This window comes from Microcoleus sp. AT9b-C3, from assembly GCF_036705485.1.
In the GTDB taxonomy this organism is placed as follows: Bacteria; Cyanobacteriota; Cyanobacteriia; order Cyanobacteriales; family Microcoleaceae; genus Microcoleus.
The window spans coordinates 288,126-304,786 of sequence record NZ_JAUBUR010000003.1 but is presented as its reverse complement, the minus strand read 5'-3'; the positions used below and the strand labels follow the sequence as shown (position 1 = coordinate 304,786).

The window sequence follows — 16,661 nt, the reverse complement described above, 5'->3', positions numbered from 1 at the left end:
TGAACAGTCAACTGTCAACTGTCAACCGTCAACATCACGGACGGTGTAACCGGAAAGGATATCACAACTCAACACTATCACCTTCCCACGCCGCGATCGGGAGGCTGCTCGTCCGGGACAGGCAAAGAAGTGGGCCTTACCTGCCGCTCCAAATACTTGCTCAAAGCGTAAGCGATATCCCCACGACTCATTGGCTTCAAAGGATTTATCTTATTAGTTCCGAGTTCAACATTAACAAACCCTTCATAAAGTGCAGTAGCAATAGACTTTCTAGCCCAATTAGGAATTTCCCCTGCATCTGGATACTTAGCTAAAATCTCGGAAATGCTGGGATCGGGAAACTGAAAAACCCCGTAAGCTTGAGCAAAAATCGCCAAAGCTTCAGCGCGAGTCACCCTTTGATTTGGGAAAAACATTCCGTCGCGATATCCACTCATTGTTCCCGTTTTCAAAGCAGTTTGAATCGCACTGTAAGCCCAGTAACTCTTCGGTACGTCCGGCACTTCCCTATCCGGTTTCTGAGCGGTTTTCCGCCGTTCCAAACCAAAAGTTTTCACTAAAATCATCGCCAAATCGGCGCGACTGACAAGGCCATCAGCATTAAAATTCCCATTAGCATCTTTATTCATCAATCCTGCACTCACCACCCGGTCGATCGGGTCAATTATGTCTTGAGATTGAACCGCCATAGGCACTCCTTGCAGTAGGGCGATCGCCAAAAAAATACTCACTAACATTTTCACGATTTTAATCCTTTCTGTCGCTAAAACCATCATGAAAACAGCAGTAATATTTTTTATGGTTCCATCGGTATTATTCTGTGGTTTCGACGGTGCGCTAGATTTCGGGATTATATATTAAAATCAAACAGTTGCTTCCGGCAAAGCGCCCTGCATTTTACCCAGCCAATCAATCAAATTATCTAATTGCTTTTGGGCCGTCAAAACCGCCATCCCTCGAATAGTAACCTTCCCCTTGCTGTAGACAAAACGAGAGCGCAAATGTTCCGGCAAATTAGCCTTGAGCAAATTCCAAGCAGGTTCTTCCATAGCTGTTTCCAAAACTATGTGCTGCTTATTCTCCGGTTTTATCCGAGAAAAACCGATTTTTTTAGCGATTTGTTTGAGTTCTACCACACGGATAAGTTGCTGGGCTGGCAGAGGAATTGGCCCATAGCGATCGCACCAATCAGCCTGAATCTGCTGTAATTCTTCAGGGGTATTAGCAGAAGCCACAGACCGGTAAGCGCTCATCTTTTGATCCAAATCTGCGATGTAATCGGCAGGAATAAACGCCGTCAAAGTTAGGTCAATTTGCGCGTCCTCAACTTTCGGAATTTCCTGACCCTTAATTTCCCGAATAGCCTCCTCTAACATTTCAGCATACAAATCAAAACCGATCGCCTCCATTTGACCAGACTGTTCAGTACCCAAAACATCACCCGAACCGCGAATTTCCATATCTCGGACAGCCAACTGATAGCCCGAACCCAACTGGGCAAACTCTTGAATTGCGCGCAGCCGCTGCCTTGCAGCATCAGAAAGTTGGTTCTGCTTGGGATAAAACAGCCAAGCATGAGCTTGAATCCCCGCGCGTCCCACCCGTCCCCGCAACTGGTAAAGCTGACCCAAACCAAACTTCTGCGCGTCTTCAATTAAAATAGTATTGACTCGCGGAATATCCAAACCCGACTCAATAATCGTCGTACACACCAAAATATCGAACTCCGCCGCACTGAAAGTCAGCATGATTGATTCTAGTTCCGAAGCCTCCATTTGACCGTGGGCGATCGCAATTCTGGCAGACGGAACCATCTCCTGCAACTGAGCGGCCAACTCATCAATCCCCTCAATCCGCGGCACCACGTAAAAAACCTGACCGCCCCTGTCCAACTCTTGACGAATTGCCGATCGCACCGTTTCCGGGTTATAGGGAGCCAAATGCGTCTGAATCGGCCGTCTGCTGGGAGGTGGAGTCGAAATCAAACTCATCTCGCGAATCCCCGACAGCGACATATACAAAGTCCGGGGAATCGGCGTTGCTGTCAAAGTCAGAACATCTACCTCTGTTTTGAGAGATTTAATCGCTTCCTTTTGCTTAACTCCAAACCGCTGTTCTTCATCCACCACCAACAAGCCCAAATCGCGAAATTTAATCGCTTTGCTCAAAACAGCTTGAGTACCCACAATCACATCTAATTCCCCAGTCGCCAAACGCTTGTGAATCTCCCGGCGCTCGGTTTCAGTGCGAAAGCGATTGAGCAAACCAACTTCGATCGGGTAAGGGGAAAAACGTTCCGAGAGCGTGTGATAGTGCTGTTGGGTCAAAATTGTCGTCGGCGCGAGCAAAGCCACCTGCTTGCCCGCCGTAACCGCCTTAAAAATCGCTCTCAGAGCAACTTCTGTCTTACCAAAACCGACATCGCCGCAGACCAAGCGATCCATCGGTCGATCGCCCTCCATGTCGCGTTTCACATCCTGAGTTGCCTTCAACTGATCCGGGGTTGGCTGGTAAGGAAAAGAATCCTCTAATTCTTGTTGCCAAGGCATATCAGGAGGAAAGGCGTAACCTGTTTGTTTAGCTCTTTTAGCATAAAGATTCAGCAAATCCACTGCCAATTTTTTAACAGCTTTGCGAACCTTTGTTTTAGTTTTTTCCCAAGTTTGGCCTGTCAGCTTGTTGAGATCCGGTACTTTATCGCCTACAGTCCGAAACCTCGACAAAGCGCCCAATTGATCTGCCGCCACCCTCAGAGTACCGTCAGCGTATTGAATCAGCAAATATTCGCGAGTTTCGCGATCGATCGTCAAACGTTCCAACTTGATAAATTTGCCCACTCCGTGCTGGCGGTGAACCACATAATCACCAGGGCTTAATTTATTCGGGTCTACTTGCTTAGAAGCAGCGCGGCGGCGCTTGCGGACGTAGCTAAAAGTAGCGAGAGAATGCTGACCGTAAAATTCCCGATCGGTAATTAAAACAATCCGAAAAGTCGGCAGAATAAAACCTTCCAATTCTGCCAAGCCGCTGTACTTCAAAGCAACCGGAACGTGCTGCAATTGCAACTTGTCGATCGCCAAATAATCGCGCGGATTCACCACAAACTGAGCCGGACAGTCGTGTTCCGACAGCAGAGAAACCGATCGGCTCGGTTGAGCGGAAACCAGAAAAATGGTAAAACCCCGATCGCGCTCTTCTCTGAGCATTTGAGACAACTTAGCAAATTGGTGAGGCATCACCGGCACAGGCCGAGAAGCCAAATTAATTGCAGAGGGTAGCTGGTCACTCTCGGCAGAGTTTTGATTTTTTTTAGTAGTAGAATCTTCTGCCAATTCTGAAAGTTCTAGCCTGTCGAAAGCTGCGGCATCTGCCATAGATTCTGCAAAAGTGCGGTGAATTTTCGGAACTTTCAAGTTAGCAATTGGCAACTTTTCTGTTCCCTCACCAGCAACTTCCGATTCGCGATTACAACTATTCCACTGTTCCTGTGCATTCTCAAACCAGCGGTCGCTGTGACCTTCGCACCCTTGCGGTTCGTCAACTACAACTAAAGTATTTTCTGGCAAATAATCTAACAAAGATGCAGGTTTCTCGAAAGCTAAGCCCAACAGCCTGCGGACAAATTTTTCCGCTTCATTTTCTGTGTCTACAGAGCCTAGTTGGTTAATTTCGTCAATATTTTTTTGTGCTAAAACTGCTTTAATAATTGCGTTAAAATTAGTAGGAGTTAAAACTAAGCGATCGACCTTATCGAGCGATCGCTGGGAAGACGGATCGAACTCCCGAATTTGCTCCAAATTATCTCCGAACCATTCCAGCCGCACCGGCAACTCCGCCGCTACGGGAAACACATCGACAATATCACCCCGGCGGCTCCACTGGCCCTCCATTTCCACCAGAGTCACCCGATCGTACCCCATTGAAGCAAGTTGGCGATCGAGTATCTTCGAGTCTTGAACCGCACCTCGCTTCAGCGTCAGACAGTAGGGTTCAAAAGTAGCAGGCGGCGGCAAGTGAGACTGGAGAGCTCTTTCGGTAGCTACAATTGCGATTGGCTTCGACTGATTGGCGGTTTTTTCTTCCTTATCCACCAAATCCGCCAGCACCTGCATCTGCCCCCACGTCATTTCATTCTCGTCGGAGTAAGATAGCTCGTAGGGCGAAGCCTCCGAAGTCGGGTAAAAATGTACGGTTTGCCAGCCCATCGCCTCCAGCCCTGCCACCCAGCGACCGGCTTCTTCTAAAGTAGCCGTTACTGCCAATAAGTTTCGCCCCTCTTGCTGTGCGAGGGCGGAAGCTACTAAACCTTTAGGCAAACGGGCGATGCCGGACAATTGCAAGCAGCGATGCCGTTTGAGCTTGTTGAGAAGTTCTGTTGCTAGGGGCGATCGCCCGAGGGTACGAATTATTGAAGAGAAAGTCATGCGCTTTTAATTTTAATCCCTGATCGGCGAAGGCTCTTTCCCTTTGCCTGTTAAGGAGATTGTACGACAAACATCCATGATTGTGCCGCTCTGCTGTTGACGCCTGGGAACTTAACTGGAGATAGATTTCTGCTTTAATATGTCGATCCTGCGATCGCGATCGAGCCAGTTCCGTTAATCTAGTGACAGGTTTAGAAAAAATTTCGATTTTGCGATCGAGATTCGCAGCTTCCAGACCTCTCCTGTGACTGCACCCAAAGACGGATACCCTGCCACGTACTCAAGTTGTGAAGATCCAAAAATTTTAGACATTAGGGAAATCCCCCAGATACTGGCGGCGTCGTCAATCTAAAATCTAAAATCTAAAATCTAAAATCGACTAACCGGGCAGAGCGCTTCGCCGTTACTACCGAAAATTTTAGAAATGTCCCCAAGTACCGATATTCTGATTGTTCTCCTGCTGATTTTCCTCAATGGCTTGTTTGTGATGTCAGAGATGGCCATCATCTCTGTACGGAAGGTGAGACTGCAACAGATGGCTAACCAAGGTTCAACCAATGCCCGCGTAGCCTTGGATCTGGCTAATGCCCCCAATCAGTTCTTGCCGACAGTTCAAATCGGGATTACGATGCTGGCCATTCTGTCGGGCGCTTTCGGAGAAACGACAATTGCTAAAAGGGTAGAGCCTTTGTTGCGGCTGGTTCCGGCCCTGGCGCCCTACTCTCAGACGATCGCCTCAGTAGTAGCAGTTTTAACGATCACTTATCTGACCCTAATTATCGGCGAACTTGTGCCGAAGCGGCTAGCGCTCAACAACCCAGAGCCGATCGCTTCTAGCGTAGCAATTCCCATGCGAATGCTCTCAAAAATTGGCGCTCCTGCGGTTTATCTGTTAAGTCATTCCACTGACTTAGTGATGCGGATCATGGGGATTGTGCCTTCTACAGAACCGCAAGTTACAGAAGAGGAAATTAAAGTTTTAATCGAGCAAGGAACAGAAGCCGGAACCTTTGAAGAAGCCGAACAAGATATGGTGGAAAGAGTGTTTCGTTTGGGAGATCGGCGAGTCAGCGCCTTAATGACCCCGCGTCCCGATCTTACCTGGCTCGATCTAGATGATTCAGTCGAAGAAAACCGCCAAAAAATGCTCGGCAGCGGTCATTCTCGGTTTCCCGTGTGTCAGGGAGGACTCGACAACGTTGTCGGTTTAGTACACGTTACTGATATGCTGTCTCGGACTTTAACGGGTCAACCCCTAGATTTAAGCGCTTCTTTACGACGACCGTTATTTGTACCAGAAAGCACGCGGGGTTTAAAAGTATTAGAACTTTTCAAACAATCTAGCAATCAAATTGCCTTGGTGGTAGACGAATACGGCGTGATTCAAGGATTGGTTACAGTCAACGACATTTTAGTCGAACTCGTTGGCGACTTTCCCTCGATTGAAGATGCAGACGAGCCTCAAGCGGTGCAGCGCGAAGACGGTTCTTGGCTGTTAGACGGAATGCTAGCAGTCGAAGATTTTTTTGAGCTGTTTGGAATCGAAGAGTCAGCCGAACACAAAGGAAGCTATCACACAATGGGCGGTTTTGTGATTACTAATTTGGGCAAAATTCCCACAGCAGCCGAGCATTTTGAGTGGAACGGTTTGCGCGTGGAAGTAGTCGATATGGACGGCAACCGAGTTGATAAAATCTTGGTAATGCCGATCGACTCCGCGGGCGATCGCTCTAAAACCCAACCAAAAACCTAAAATTTAAACTCAGCGGTAAGGTGCGCTATGCGCACCCTACATCAACCATTCAGCGGATACTTCAGACCTACTTCTTTTTGCTTTTAGCCTCATTTTTCCGCAAAGATTCCAGAATAGAACGGCCCACATAATTGCTGAAAACCACCTCTCCAGCTTTATTGTAGTGGCAGCAGCTATCTACATAAACAGCCTCTTTAATCTTGTCAAAAACATTGACAGCATTCACTAGAGTGATATTATTTTTTTCTAAATTAGGAAACTTTTTGAAAAGAGCCGGATATCCAATTTCCACAGCTTTAGCATAAGGAGTATCCTTGTTAAAAGCAATCTGCTTTTCGGCTTCACCAAACACTCTTTTCGTCTGATAGTATTGATTAGGCTGAAGAACATGAAAATAAGGCACATTACTAGCAGACAGAACTTTGTGCATAAAAATTGAACTTTTCACCCAATTCTGTGCCATTGCTTCAAAAGCTAATGAATCTTGTAAAACCGACTTATTAGTATTGATGTAAATAACGCTACCACTGTCATCTTTTTTTTGTTGCGTCCGTTCTTTTTCAAACTTAATGACATCGGTTTTATAGTTATTAACTAGATTTTGAATGTAAACCGAAGTCAAAGCATCACACGCAGCGAAAGAACAGTTTTGCAAACGTTCCAAACCCTGATTAATCCTAGCTTTATTTTCTTGGATTCGGATAGTTGCTTTCATCGCTTGGGTAGAAAGGCTATTATTCGCCAAGCTACTCAGCGGCAAAATATGCTGAATGCTTGGCATCGCCAAATCGACTTGATTTTTATTGTTTAAGTTAGAAAGTGCTACTTCATTAAAACCATCTATATTGACGACCAGATCCAGTTCTTGCCCTAAAGCCAAAAAATAGTTTAAAATTAATAATTGCTGGGGTTGTTTGTAGCCGCCGGTAGCAAAAGACAAAATTACAAATTCTTTATCTTTCAAACCCGGAATCTGCTTGAGGTATTGAGGTAAAATTTTATTTTGAACTTCAAATATTCCATAATTAGAAGCCACAGAACCGCCAAAAACTCCGATAATAAATTGATTGGGTTTAGTCTTTTTGAAAGGGTAATCGTAAGGTGAGAGAAACCCATAGTTGTTATTTTTAAAACCGGGGCGAAAGTCAGGGCCTGGTTGTTGAATAAACCCAAAAAAAGGATGAAACCTTTCAACAATAGACTGATTCAGCCGCACTCCTTCTAAATTAATTCCTAAAGCCGATTTATCTTGCGTCTTTTCTCTAGTATAGAAAAATTGCTTGTGCTTGACAAAATACCATCCCAAGGAGCCAAGTTCGAGGAAAACCAGTAAAATCACTAAATTAATCAAAGTTATATTGAGAAATTCTTGTCCTTTTTTAAGGAATTTTAAATCTTTCATAAACCTCTATTTCGACTCTCTTACTACTTTAATAATGGAACTAGAAACATAGTTTACCAATACTTCTTCTCCCACTGAATTATAGTGGCAGCAGGCATCTTTGTAAACCGTCTCTTTTGTATTATCTAAAATATTTACTGCGCTAAAAACATTAACCCCAGCTTTTTGCAAATCATCGACTTTGGACAAGAGCACCGGATAACCTTTTTTCACACCTTCAATGTAAGGGCTATTTTGGTCGATCGCAATTTCGTTTTCCTTGGCGGTAAACGCTCGCTTAGTGGGATAATACTGGTTGGGCTGGATAAAGTGAAAATACTTAATCTTTCTACTTGATAAAATTTGATTCATCCCGATCGACGATTGATACCACATCGATGCCATTTTGTCAAAAGCAGCGGCATCCGGCAAAACAAAGTCAGCCTTGGGAATGTATACTATACCGCTATTTGCGGTGTCTGGGTTAGATTGTTTGACTTGCGAATCGTACTTGACAACGGCTTGCTGGTAATTGTTGACTAATTGTTTCACCTGTAGCGAGGTGACAGCGTGACACAAAGCAAGTTGACAAGTTTGCAATTTGTCAATACCTGCTTTCAACTGTTTTTTGTTTTCGTTAATTTGCACGATCGAACTCATCGCTTCCGGTGACAAGTTGTTGTTGGCTAAACCAGTCAGAGGCTGTATGTGCTGAACGCTGGGCATTCCTATTTCTACTTGGGCTTTGTTGTTTAAATTTGACAGTGCTACTTCGTTAAAACCATCAATATTTATGACTAAATCTAACTTTTGACCCAACGCCAGAAAGTAATTTAAAATTAATAATTGTTGGGGCTGTTTGTAGCCACCGTTGCCAAAATTTAAAACAATAATTTCCTTGTTTGCAAATTCTGGATAAGTCTTCAATTTGTTAGAGAATCGGCGATTCACGTATTCATCAACTGCAAAGTTATTCGCAACTGAACCGCCAAAAACTCCGATAATAACTTGATTTTTATGGGTTTTAATAAACGGATATTCGTAGAGTGAAAAAAAGCCGTGTTTGTTGACTTTTAACTTTAATTTTTCATTAGTGAAAGCACCTTGTTTGAGTACATAGCCAAAAAGTGGGTGCAGTCTTTCTACGATAGATTCATCCAGTCTAATGCCGATTCTTTCAATATCTTCTACTACTTTTTCTTTGGCTTTAGTTCTGGTATAAAAAAACTGCTTTTGGTTGACAAAATAAAAAGCTAGCGATAAAGCTTCCAGACAAATAAAGGCGATCGCCACATTAACCGCGATTATAATTAATATATTTTTGCTTTTTTTGAGTACCGTTGAATCTTTCATGAAATTTGACGGCTTAGGGTTTTTTGGGGAGTTGAGACTGCTTCAAATTTTCGCACAAATTTCGGTTGATGAGGATACTAGCCAGTCGGTGTCCGAGTTCATTCCAGTGACCCCCACAGGGTACAGAATTCTCAAAACCGTGGGCGCAGACTTGATATTTTTCAGTGTAACCTTGGATCTGTTCGGATAAATTCAGTACCCGAAAACCCTCGCGCGCACCCAATTTTTCCAGTCGCCTATCGGGATAAAACAAATCCTGAATGTTGTTCTTTCTCATAAAATTTTTTCGCCTGTCGGCCTCCGGTATAACTTGCATCGGATCGCCGATTGTCACAACCAAGAAATCAGCATTTTTCTGCACAACTTCATTCCGCATCGTCACAATCAAACCCTCTGTCACCTTCCAGGCTTCTTGCCAAGCTGCATCTTGAGGTTCCTTGAGGTTCAGGGTACTTAAAGTGGTAAAATGCCCCGATAACTCCCGCTTTTTCCGCTCTAAGTCTACTTTTTTAATGACCTGCAAAATGCGCGAATTGTTGACGATAAAACTGGGCATTCGGTCTACGAAGGAAACTGCTCTTTCGTTGCGATCGATCGGCGCCAGATTGCGAAAAGACATATCCGGTACTAACTTGCCGCTAGCATCATAAGCAAAAAATGGTCGGTAGCGATCGTATTCCAATTTCGGCGAATTGTTAATTATATCATTGCCAATAAAAAAAGCAAGAATTACAATATCAGGACTGTAATCCCACACTTTTTTTCGCAGCATAATTAATTCTTGAGCAGTACCGTAGCCCTGCACGCCGAAATTGATGACCTCAACATTTTTGCGTCCCTTAACGGCCTCGCAGTTGCCTAACTTTCGTTCCAATTTCGACCAGAAAGTTTGTTCGACAGGTACGTGAATTGCTTCGGTGAAAGAATCGCCCAAAACCGCCACGCGCAAAGTATTTGGAGGTTTGGCTTTTGTGTGTTCGCGATCGCGCAAACCCTCACTATTCACCTGCACAAAACTCGCACCTTCCCCATTCCACTCCCCCGACGCGCCCGGTTTCAGCTTCCAGCCCAAATTCGGATCGGAAGTGTGAAAACGAGTTGGCGCCGAGTCTACGAAATCTCCTATTTTTGGATAGCCCTCAACTCTAGCAACTCGCAACCCAATTTCACCAATTACCACCCCCATCAATAAACCGCCGAGTGTCAAACCCAAATTGACACCCAAATTTTTCAACTTGCTCATTATTTCAAAACAGCGTGTAAATAAATGGAGCAATCACAGAACCCTGACTCAATACAATCAAAGCTCCCAAAAAGACTAAAGTCACAATGAGCGGCAACAGCCAATACTTTTGGCGTTCTTTCATAAACGCCCACAAATCTTTTAGAAAATCTAAAGTTGCTTCAAACACTTAAAAAGGACGCTCCATACTAACTTTTGTTCTTGCTTTACTTGGGACGCGGTAAGTATCCATTTTAGGATTGAGTTTTCGCCGCATCGCATCTTCGCCGAAAATGTTTTTGAGCACTCCCATCGGCCAAATTATCAGGTAAAAAACTATCCCTAGGACGATCGGCGTTTCGATCTTGTTGAGGAGCAGTCCAAACTTCATCCATCCGTGATAAATGGGATTCAGAGATTTCGGGGCAACTAATGCTAGCACAACTAGCACGGCGCAGATTGCCCAGGGCCACCAAGGTAGGGAATGCCGCCGCAGTAAAGGTACTGCTAAACCGAACAGCACACCAATCAAGCTGCCAATTAGCAGCCCGAAATCGCGCAAGCCCTTTTTATCGAGTTTTTTAATTTCGTCGCTCATGGGGAAGAAGGAAGAGGGAAGAAGGAAGAGGGAAGAAGGAAGAGGGAAGAGGGAAGAATGACAATTGCCAACTAACAACTCAGAACTTCCCACTGCCCACTGACTAATAATTAATCTAGTTCAAATTCATTTTTCCAAGCATCATCTTGTTTCCAAGGAATTTGTTCGGACTTGGGAAGCAAGTAATTTTCCAAAACCAGATAGTCCATTTCGGTTCGCATGAAACAGCGGTAAGCATCTTCTGGAGTGCAAACAATCGGTTCGCCTCGGACGTTGAAAGAAGTATTTACCACAATCGAACAGCCCGATCGCTCTTCAAAATGGCTGATTAAGTCATAGTAGCGAGGATTGGTTTCTTTGTGAACAGTTTGGATGCGAGCCGAGTAATCGACGTGGGTGACAGCCGGAATCTCGGAACGCGGAATGTTGAGCTTTTCAATGCCAAACAACTGCTCTTGTTCGGGAGTCATCGGAATACGGAGACTGGATTTGACAGGTGCTACCAATAGCATATAAGGGCTAGAATGGTCAATCTCGAAATAATCCGCAACTCGTTCGGCTAAGATTGACGGAGCAAAAGGTCGAAATGATTCCCGATATTTAATTTTCAGGTTCATCACGGACTGCATTTTAGCACTGCGGGGATCGCCAATGATCGATCGACCGCCCAGAGCCCGCGGCCCAAATTCCATCCGCCCCTGGAACCATCCCACCACATTTCCCTGTTCCAAAATTTCCGCCAACTGCGGCATTAATTCGGCATCGTCCAATCGGTGATAGCTAGCTTTGACAGCATCCAAATATTCGAGAATTTCTGCGTCTGTAAACCTCGGCCCCAAATAAGAGCCGCGCATTTGGTCGTGACAAGTTAAATGAGCAACCGACTTCGCCACAGTTGCCACCGCTGGGTTTGCAGTGAGAACGTCAGTCCTCTCCTCAACCGCTGCATTTGCAGTTACAAGTTCAGTTTTGAGGGATTCTATACTATTTGCTGTCGAGTTGGCGATCGCAGTGCGAGTTTGTTCGCAATACTGATACCAAATGGCCAAAGCCGCGCCCAAAGCACCGCCAGCATCTCCTGCCGCCGGCTGAATCCAAATATCTTTGAAAATACCTTCCCGCAAGAGTCTGCCGTTAGCAACACAGTTGAGAGCAACGCCGCCGGCCATACAAAGATAATCGACATCCAATTCTTTTTTAACTGTTCTGCAAAGCCGCAAAACAACTTCTTCGGTAACAACTTGAATGGAAGCTGCAATGTCCATTTCTCGCTGTGTCAATTTTCCTTCAGCTTGACGCGGCGGCCCTTCAAACAGTTCGTCAAACTTCTTATTTGTCATGGTTAAGCCAACTGTATAGTTGAAATAATCCATGTTCAAACGAAAAGTTCCGTCATCTTTGAGGTCGATTAAATAGTTGAGAATTTTGTCTACATACTTGGGTTCGCCGTAAGGAGCTAAACCCATGAGTTTGTATTCGCCAGAGTTGACTTTGAAGCCGGTGTAATAGGTGAAAGCTGAATAAAGCAAACCCAAGGAGTGGGGAAAATCGATTTCCCACTGAGGTGTCAGTTGGTTCCCGTCTCCCAACCAAACCGAGGTTGTTGCCCACTCGCCCACGCCGTCGAGGCACAAAACGGCTGCTTTTTCAAAGGGGCTGGGAAAAAATGCCGATGCTGCGTGGGATTGGTGATGTTCGGTAAATAGCAGAGATGGCAGTTTATTCGTTTTGCAGTTTGCTATTGCTGCCAGATCTCTTTTGAGCATGGTTTTGAGGTAAAGCTTTTCTTTGAGCCATATCGGCATGGCTGCTAGGAAAGAGCGAAAACCTTGGGGTGCGTAGGCTAAATAGGTTTCGAGAAGGCGCTCGAATTTGATTAAAGGTTTGTCGTAAAAGACTATGTGATCGAGTTCCCGCAAATCTATTTTCGCTTCTTTCAAGCAATAAGCGATCGCATTCTTGGGAAATCTGGCGTCGTGTTTTTTGCGGGAAAATCTTTCTTCCTGCGCTGCCGCTATAATTTCTCCGTCGCGAATTAAGGCTGCGGCGCTGTCGTGGTAATACGCCGAGATTCCAAGTATGTTCATTCGTCTCCTCACAAATCGCAATGCGTTTGTATCTGACTATTTAGAATAGCTAACGATTATAGCTGCTTAAGTGCGGATTTGGGCGAGAGTTTTGCGATCGCCTGTAATTTTACCTGAATCGATGTGGGTGCGCCGTCCTGGGGCGATCGGCTGTTAGAGAGCATTTAAGCTAGCGCCGGCGAATCCTGCGCCCCCAAGCTCTGAAATAAGTTAACAGCGGGAATTGATAAAATTCACCTACCAACCACAGCACAATGCCTAAATGGGACAAAAAAGCTAAGCCTGTCCAAGCTACGGGCAGCCACGACAACCGGCTGCCGGGAACCGGGGGAAAATAGTAAGCTGAAAGTCCGAGCAAGGTAGTGGGAAGGAAAATTAGACCAAAAGCCGCTGCCAAGTAGGGCCATCCGAATTCTACGCCTTCGAGGTGTGCTCCTATCCACTGTTTGCCGTTCCAGTGCCAAGTTACGGGCGGTTGGCGATCGGCCATTTGGAGCGATTGTCTTTCAACGCTTGCGGTATAAATGTGCTGGCAGAAGTTGCAAGCTAGGGCGTCCATCATCGGCATGGTAGAAATTTGACCGGTGCGGCACACGGGACAGGGATATGTATCTTGAGGGTTGAAAGGTCTGGTTGATTTTTGGGAAATCTGCATAGATCAGGCTGTTTGTCAAGATATTGAGCGATCTTAACAGAGTACAGAAATTGTATGTTGGGCCGGGCAGGTTTTGCCTGTAAAATAGCATCCTGTAGGGGCGGGTTTTACGAATAATATTTAATGACGGCAAACCATCTATTATATAAACCCGCCGCCACACAACTACTAACCCATATCAACCTTTCTTTCGCTCGAAGCATAAAAATGTAAATTGCGATTTATTGCCTTGTGGGGGCGGGTTTATGAGATTATTGATTTTAGGCAAATATTGTTGGTAAAACCCCCCCTACAGATTAATGATTAATGGTGGATGATTCGGATTAATTGCGGTGATTGTTGCTGTACCGAATTCTGGCTCCTGCCCAGTGAAGTTTTTCCCTCAAAGTGTTGAAATAAGAATAGTTTTCCCGCAAAATGATAAACTGGGCTTCGCAGTCTGCCCTCCGCACGTCTACGCGCTGTCCTGGCCAAATTGCAGTACCCAAAATGCCATCTGTCCAGAGTTTTGTACTGAGTTCGTAATCTGCTAAAGGCCAAATGCTGACGACGGAACCGGGCGGGAGTACGATCGCCCGACTGGATAAACTCAAAGGGCAAATCGGAGTAACTGCGATCGCGTCCATTCCTGAGTGCATAATCGGCCCATTGGCAGATGCGGTGTAGCAAGTCGAACCGGTGGGAGTTGCCACAATTAAACCATCGCCTTGATATTGATCGACTACTTCGCCGTCAACTTCCATTTCTAGAATACAGCTCGGCATTCGATCGGCTGAAGCAGGTTTGACACACATTTCATTTAGTGCCAAAAATCGATCGCTTTGGGGTTCGAGATTGCTTCTGTTTCCCTCAAAAACTGTTGCCTGCAACATCATCCGCTTCTGCACAGCATACCTATCTTCCGAAAGTCTGTCCCAAATCTCCTCAGTATTTTGGAAATCCTCAAAAGACTCGGTTAAAAAGCCCAGATGTCCCCCCACATTCGCTGCCAAAATCGGGATGCCGTCAGCCGCCAAATTCCGGGCAGCAGCTAGGGCCGTACCGTCGCCCCCCAGCACTACCGCTAAATCAATTGGGCTGTTACTAGAAGCTAAAAAAACCGGATACGGGTTATCTTTCGGGCCACTGGGCCCCATTAAAACCTGACACCCGCGACTTTCTAATTGGCGGGCACACTGTTCTGCCCACCGCTGGCTGAGGGTATCTCTGGCTTTGTGGGCGATAATTACTTGTTTTAGTTGCACAACCTATCGATTTTAGATTTTAGATTTTAGATTTTAGATTTTTTGATTTTTTGATTTTAGACTGAATTGCCGCGACTGGCACGATCGCACTGTAGTCGGAAAAATATTATTCCGATGCCACAGGGCATCTCCCGTCGGAGACTCTCCCTGTGGTTTATAGCAATTCCCAAAACTAATCCAATTTTTTGAAAGCTCCAAACCCTTATATCATCGGTCATTTCCCATACTTTAATCGAAGATCGACAATCAAAATCGGTCATTCCCAATTCTTGAATCTAAAATCTAAAATCTAAAATCTAAAATGGTATTATCCCTCGCTGCGTCGGGATTTGGGCCGTGGCCAGATAATACTGGAATCTGCCGCAAGTAGGCTAGAAACTGCGCTCGCCCCAAAGCGGTTGAGGTGGCTGGGGTCAACAAAATAGTCATTGCGGCCGGGCCACCGCTGCGAAAAGTCGCGGAAAGCGAAGCCTTTTTGCCGCGAGAGTTGCTGCATCCGCTGCCGGAACTGCTGTTCTGCCCGCAGGCGAGTTCCGTCTAAGTAGTCGTTGGTGAGGGGCAAATTGACGAAAATTAGGGGAATTTTGCGAGCTTTGGTAAATGCTACAACTGAGTTAAAGGCTGCTGCTTGTTTGCCGCCGAGGTTGAAGTTTTCGTAGTCGCGATCGTACTGGCCTGAAACGTAAGCGCGTTCTCGATAATAAGTGTTGGGATTGTACTTGCCCGACATTGCCATGAATCCGTTGGAGTCGATCGAATCTGCCAATTGGTTGAGTTGTCTGAGGGCTACTGTTGTGCGTCGCGAGACTGGAATCAATTGTGCTTTTTGAGTTGCTGCATCCGCTGCGATCGGTTTTAACTCATATCTGGCAGCATTCTCAGCAACGGGCAAGATGCCCGTTCCACTGGAGAGGAATTTGATTGGGGGGTGGGTGTCTTGCCCGCCTGCAGCATTCTCAGCAACGGGCAAGATGCCCGTTCCACTCGACGGTTGATCGATAGAGGTAAATGCTTTGCGGAAATTGTTGTTAGCGCAGGGCTGCGGGAATCTGTAACACATCGGAATCTCGTTGGGTTCATCCAACTCCAGTTCGGGGCGAATGCCTGCTGCTAAAAGTTGGCTGCCTTCAGAATCGACGATCGAATTAAAAGTGCGATCGTCCCGGCCGCTGTTAAATGCCCGCACACCATCGGCCCAGACAATCATTTGAGGCAAATGACCGGGCTTCAGAAGCCGCCGTAGTTGAAAGTCAACTACTTGTGCAGTTGCCCCATTGACTGAAAAGTTAAATACTTTTAAGCCCGGACGGCCCCTTTGGGCCAAAGATTGTTTTAGCTGTCTGGGATCGACGCCCTGCAATGCGCGGGAACTGCCGACAATCAAAACATCTGGTGGGCCGACCGCCGCAACGTAGGATAGGTAAAGTTGTAGTTGTTCGTTTAGCAAATCACTGCTGAAGCTGACTGTACTGGCTTGCGATCTGGTTGCGCTCGCTTGCTGCTGGGAATAAACCAGGTTTCTCATGTACTCGATTACTTTTTTCTCCGCAAACGCCCGTCTGGGACTGCCGGCGGGAACGGCTTGCATCCAGGCGACGGCCTGCACCCACAAAGCAGCTACTTCGTCCCAGTCTTGTTTTGAATTGGCTGATTGAGCCAAATTAGAAGCTTGGGTGGCAAAGTTAACTGACTCCGTGAAGGCATCGTTTTGCGGGCAAGAGGGAAGGCTGAGGGATTTTCTGGTTTTGTTGGGGTTTTGAGCTAACAGAGACGTTGGGGACTGCGCTAGGACTGCGGATTCGTCGATCGAACCCGATGGCGCTCCAGTGTTGGGCGGCTTCGTTGACGAACATCCCAAAGTTACGGCTAATACAGCGGCTGCAGCGCAGGTACGTTTGAGGATGCTGGTGCTGATGCTAGCAATGTAGCGGCGAATCATAAAGC

The 16,661-nt window shown here is 46.0% G+C and carries 12 protein-coding genes; 1 reads left to right on the top strand and 11 read right to left on the bottom strand.

Going from position 1 to position 16,661, the window contains the following annotated elements:
- Positions 1-77 precede the first annotated feature (77 nt).
- Positions 78-737: an S-layer homology domain-containing protein gene (locus QUB77_RS04965; RefSeq protein WP_333169970.1), complete on the bottom strand. Its 660-nt coding sequence runs from the start codon at positions 735-737 to the stop codon at positions 78-80.
- 126 nt (positions 738-863) lie between these two features.
- A complete protein-coding gene (mfd, locus tag QUB77_RS04960; protein ID WP_333169971.1) occupies positions 864-4,424 on the bottom strand; it encodes a transcription-repair coupling factor in 3,561 nt (1,186 codons plus the stop codon).
- A 424-nt stretch (positions 4,425-4,848) separates the two neighbouring features.
- Here mfd and QUB77_RS04955 point away from each other — a divergent pair, with 424 nt between their 5' ends.
- A complete protein-coding gene (locus tag QUB77_RS04955) occupies positions 4,849-6,177 on the top strand; it encodes a hemolysin family protein (RefSeq protein WP_333169972.1) in 1,329 nt (442 codons plus the stop codon).
- 67 nt (positions 6,178-6,244) lie between these two features.
- On the opposite strand, the gene QUB77_RS04950 is transcribed toward QUB77_RS04955, so the two are convergent.
- The 9 genes from QUB77_RS04950 to QUB77_RS04910 all read right to left on the bottom strand — a co-directional run bounded on the left by QUB77_RS04950 (position 6,245) and on the right by QUB77_RS04910 (position 16,656).
- Positions 6,245-7,579, bottom strand: coding sequence for a hypothetical protein (locus QUB77_RS04950; protein WP_333169973.1), 1,335 nt, complete (start codon positions 7,577-7,579; stop codon positions 6,245-6,247).
- Between the two features lie 6 nt (positions 7,580-7,585).
- Positions 7,586-8,911, bottom strand: a complete 1,326-nt coding sequence (locus tag QUB77_RS04945) for a hypothetical protein (RefSeq protein ID WP_333169974.1) — start codon at positions 8,909-8,911, stop codon at positions 7,586-7,588.
- A gap of 13 nt (positions 8,912-8,924) precedes the next feature.
- Complete coding sequence (locus tag QUB77_RS04940; RefSeq protein WP_333169975.1) at positions 8,925-10,154, bottom strand: SGNH/GDSL hydrolase family protein; 1,230 nt, start codon at positions 10,152-10,154, stop codon at positions 8,925-8,927.
- 4 nt (positions 10,155-10,158) lie between these two features.
- On the bottom strand, positions 10,159-10,323 hold the full coding sequence (locus tag QUB77_RS04935) for a DUF5989 family protein (RefSeq protein ID WP_190657062.1): 165 nt from the start codon (positions 10,321-10,323) through the stop codon (positions 10,159-10,161).
- Positions 10,324-10,731: an SxtJ family membrane protein gene (locus QUB77_RS04930; RefSeq protein WP_333169976.1), complete on the bottom strand. Its 408-nt coding sequence runs from the start codon at positions 10,729-10,731 to the stop codon at positions 10,324-10,326. It abuts the gene before it with no gap.
- Between the two features lie 110 nt (positions 10,732-10,841).
- Complete coding sequence (locus tag QUB77_RS04925; protein WP_333169977.1) at positions 10,842-12,818, bottom strand: carbamoyltransferase; 1,977 nt, start codon at positions 12,816-12,818, stop codon at positions 10,842-10,844.
- Positions 12,819-12,987: 169 nt separating this feature from the next.
- The gene (locus tag QUB77_RS04920) at positions 12,988-13,473 is read right to left on the bottom strand and encodes a hypothetical protein (RefSeq protein ID WP_333169978.1); all 486 of its coding nucleotides are present in this window, start codon (positions 13,471-13,473) and stop codon (positions 12,988-12,990) included.
- Between the two features lie 323 nt (positions 13,474-13,796).
- Positions 13,797-14,717, bottom strand: coding sequence for an NAD(+) kinase (locus QUB77_RS04915; protein WP_333169979.1), 921 nt, complete (start codon positions 14,715-14,717; stop codon positions 13,797-13,799).
- 307 nt (positions 14,718-15,024) lie between these two features.
- Positions 15,025-16,656, bottom strand: coding sequence for a hypothetical protein (locus tag QUB77_RS04910; protein WP_333322836.1), 1,632 nt, complete (start codon positions 16,654-16,656; stop codon positions 15,025-15,027).
- Positions 16,657-16,661 lie beyond the last annotated feature (5 nt).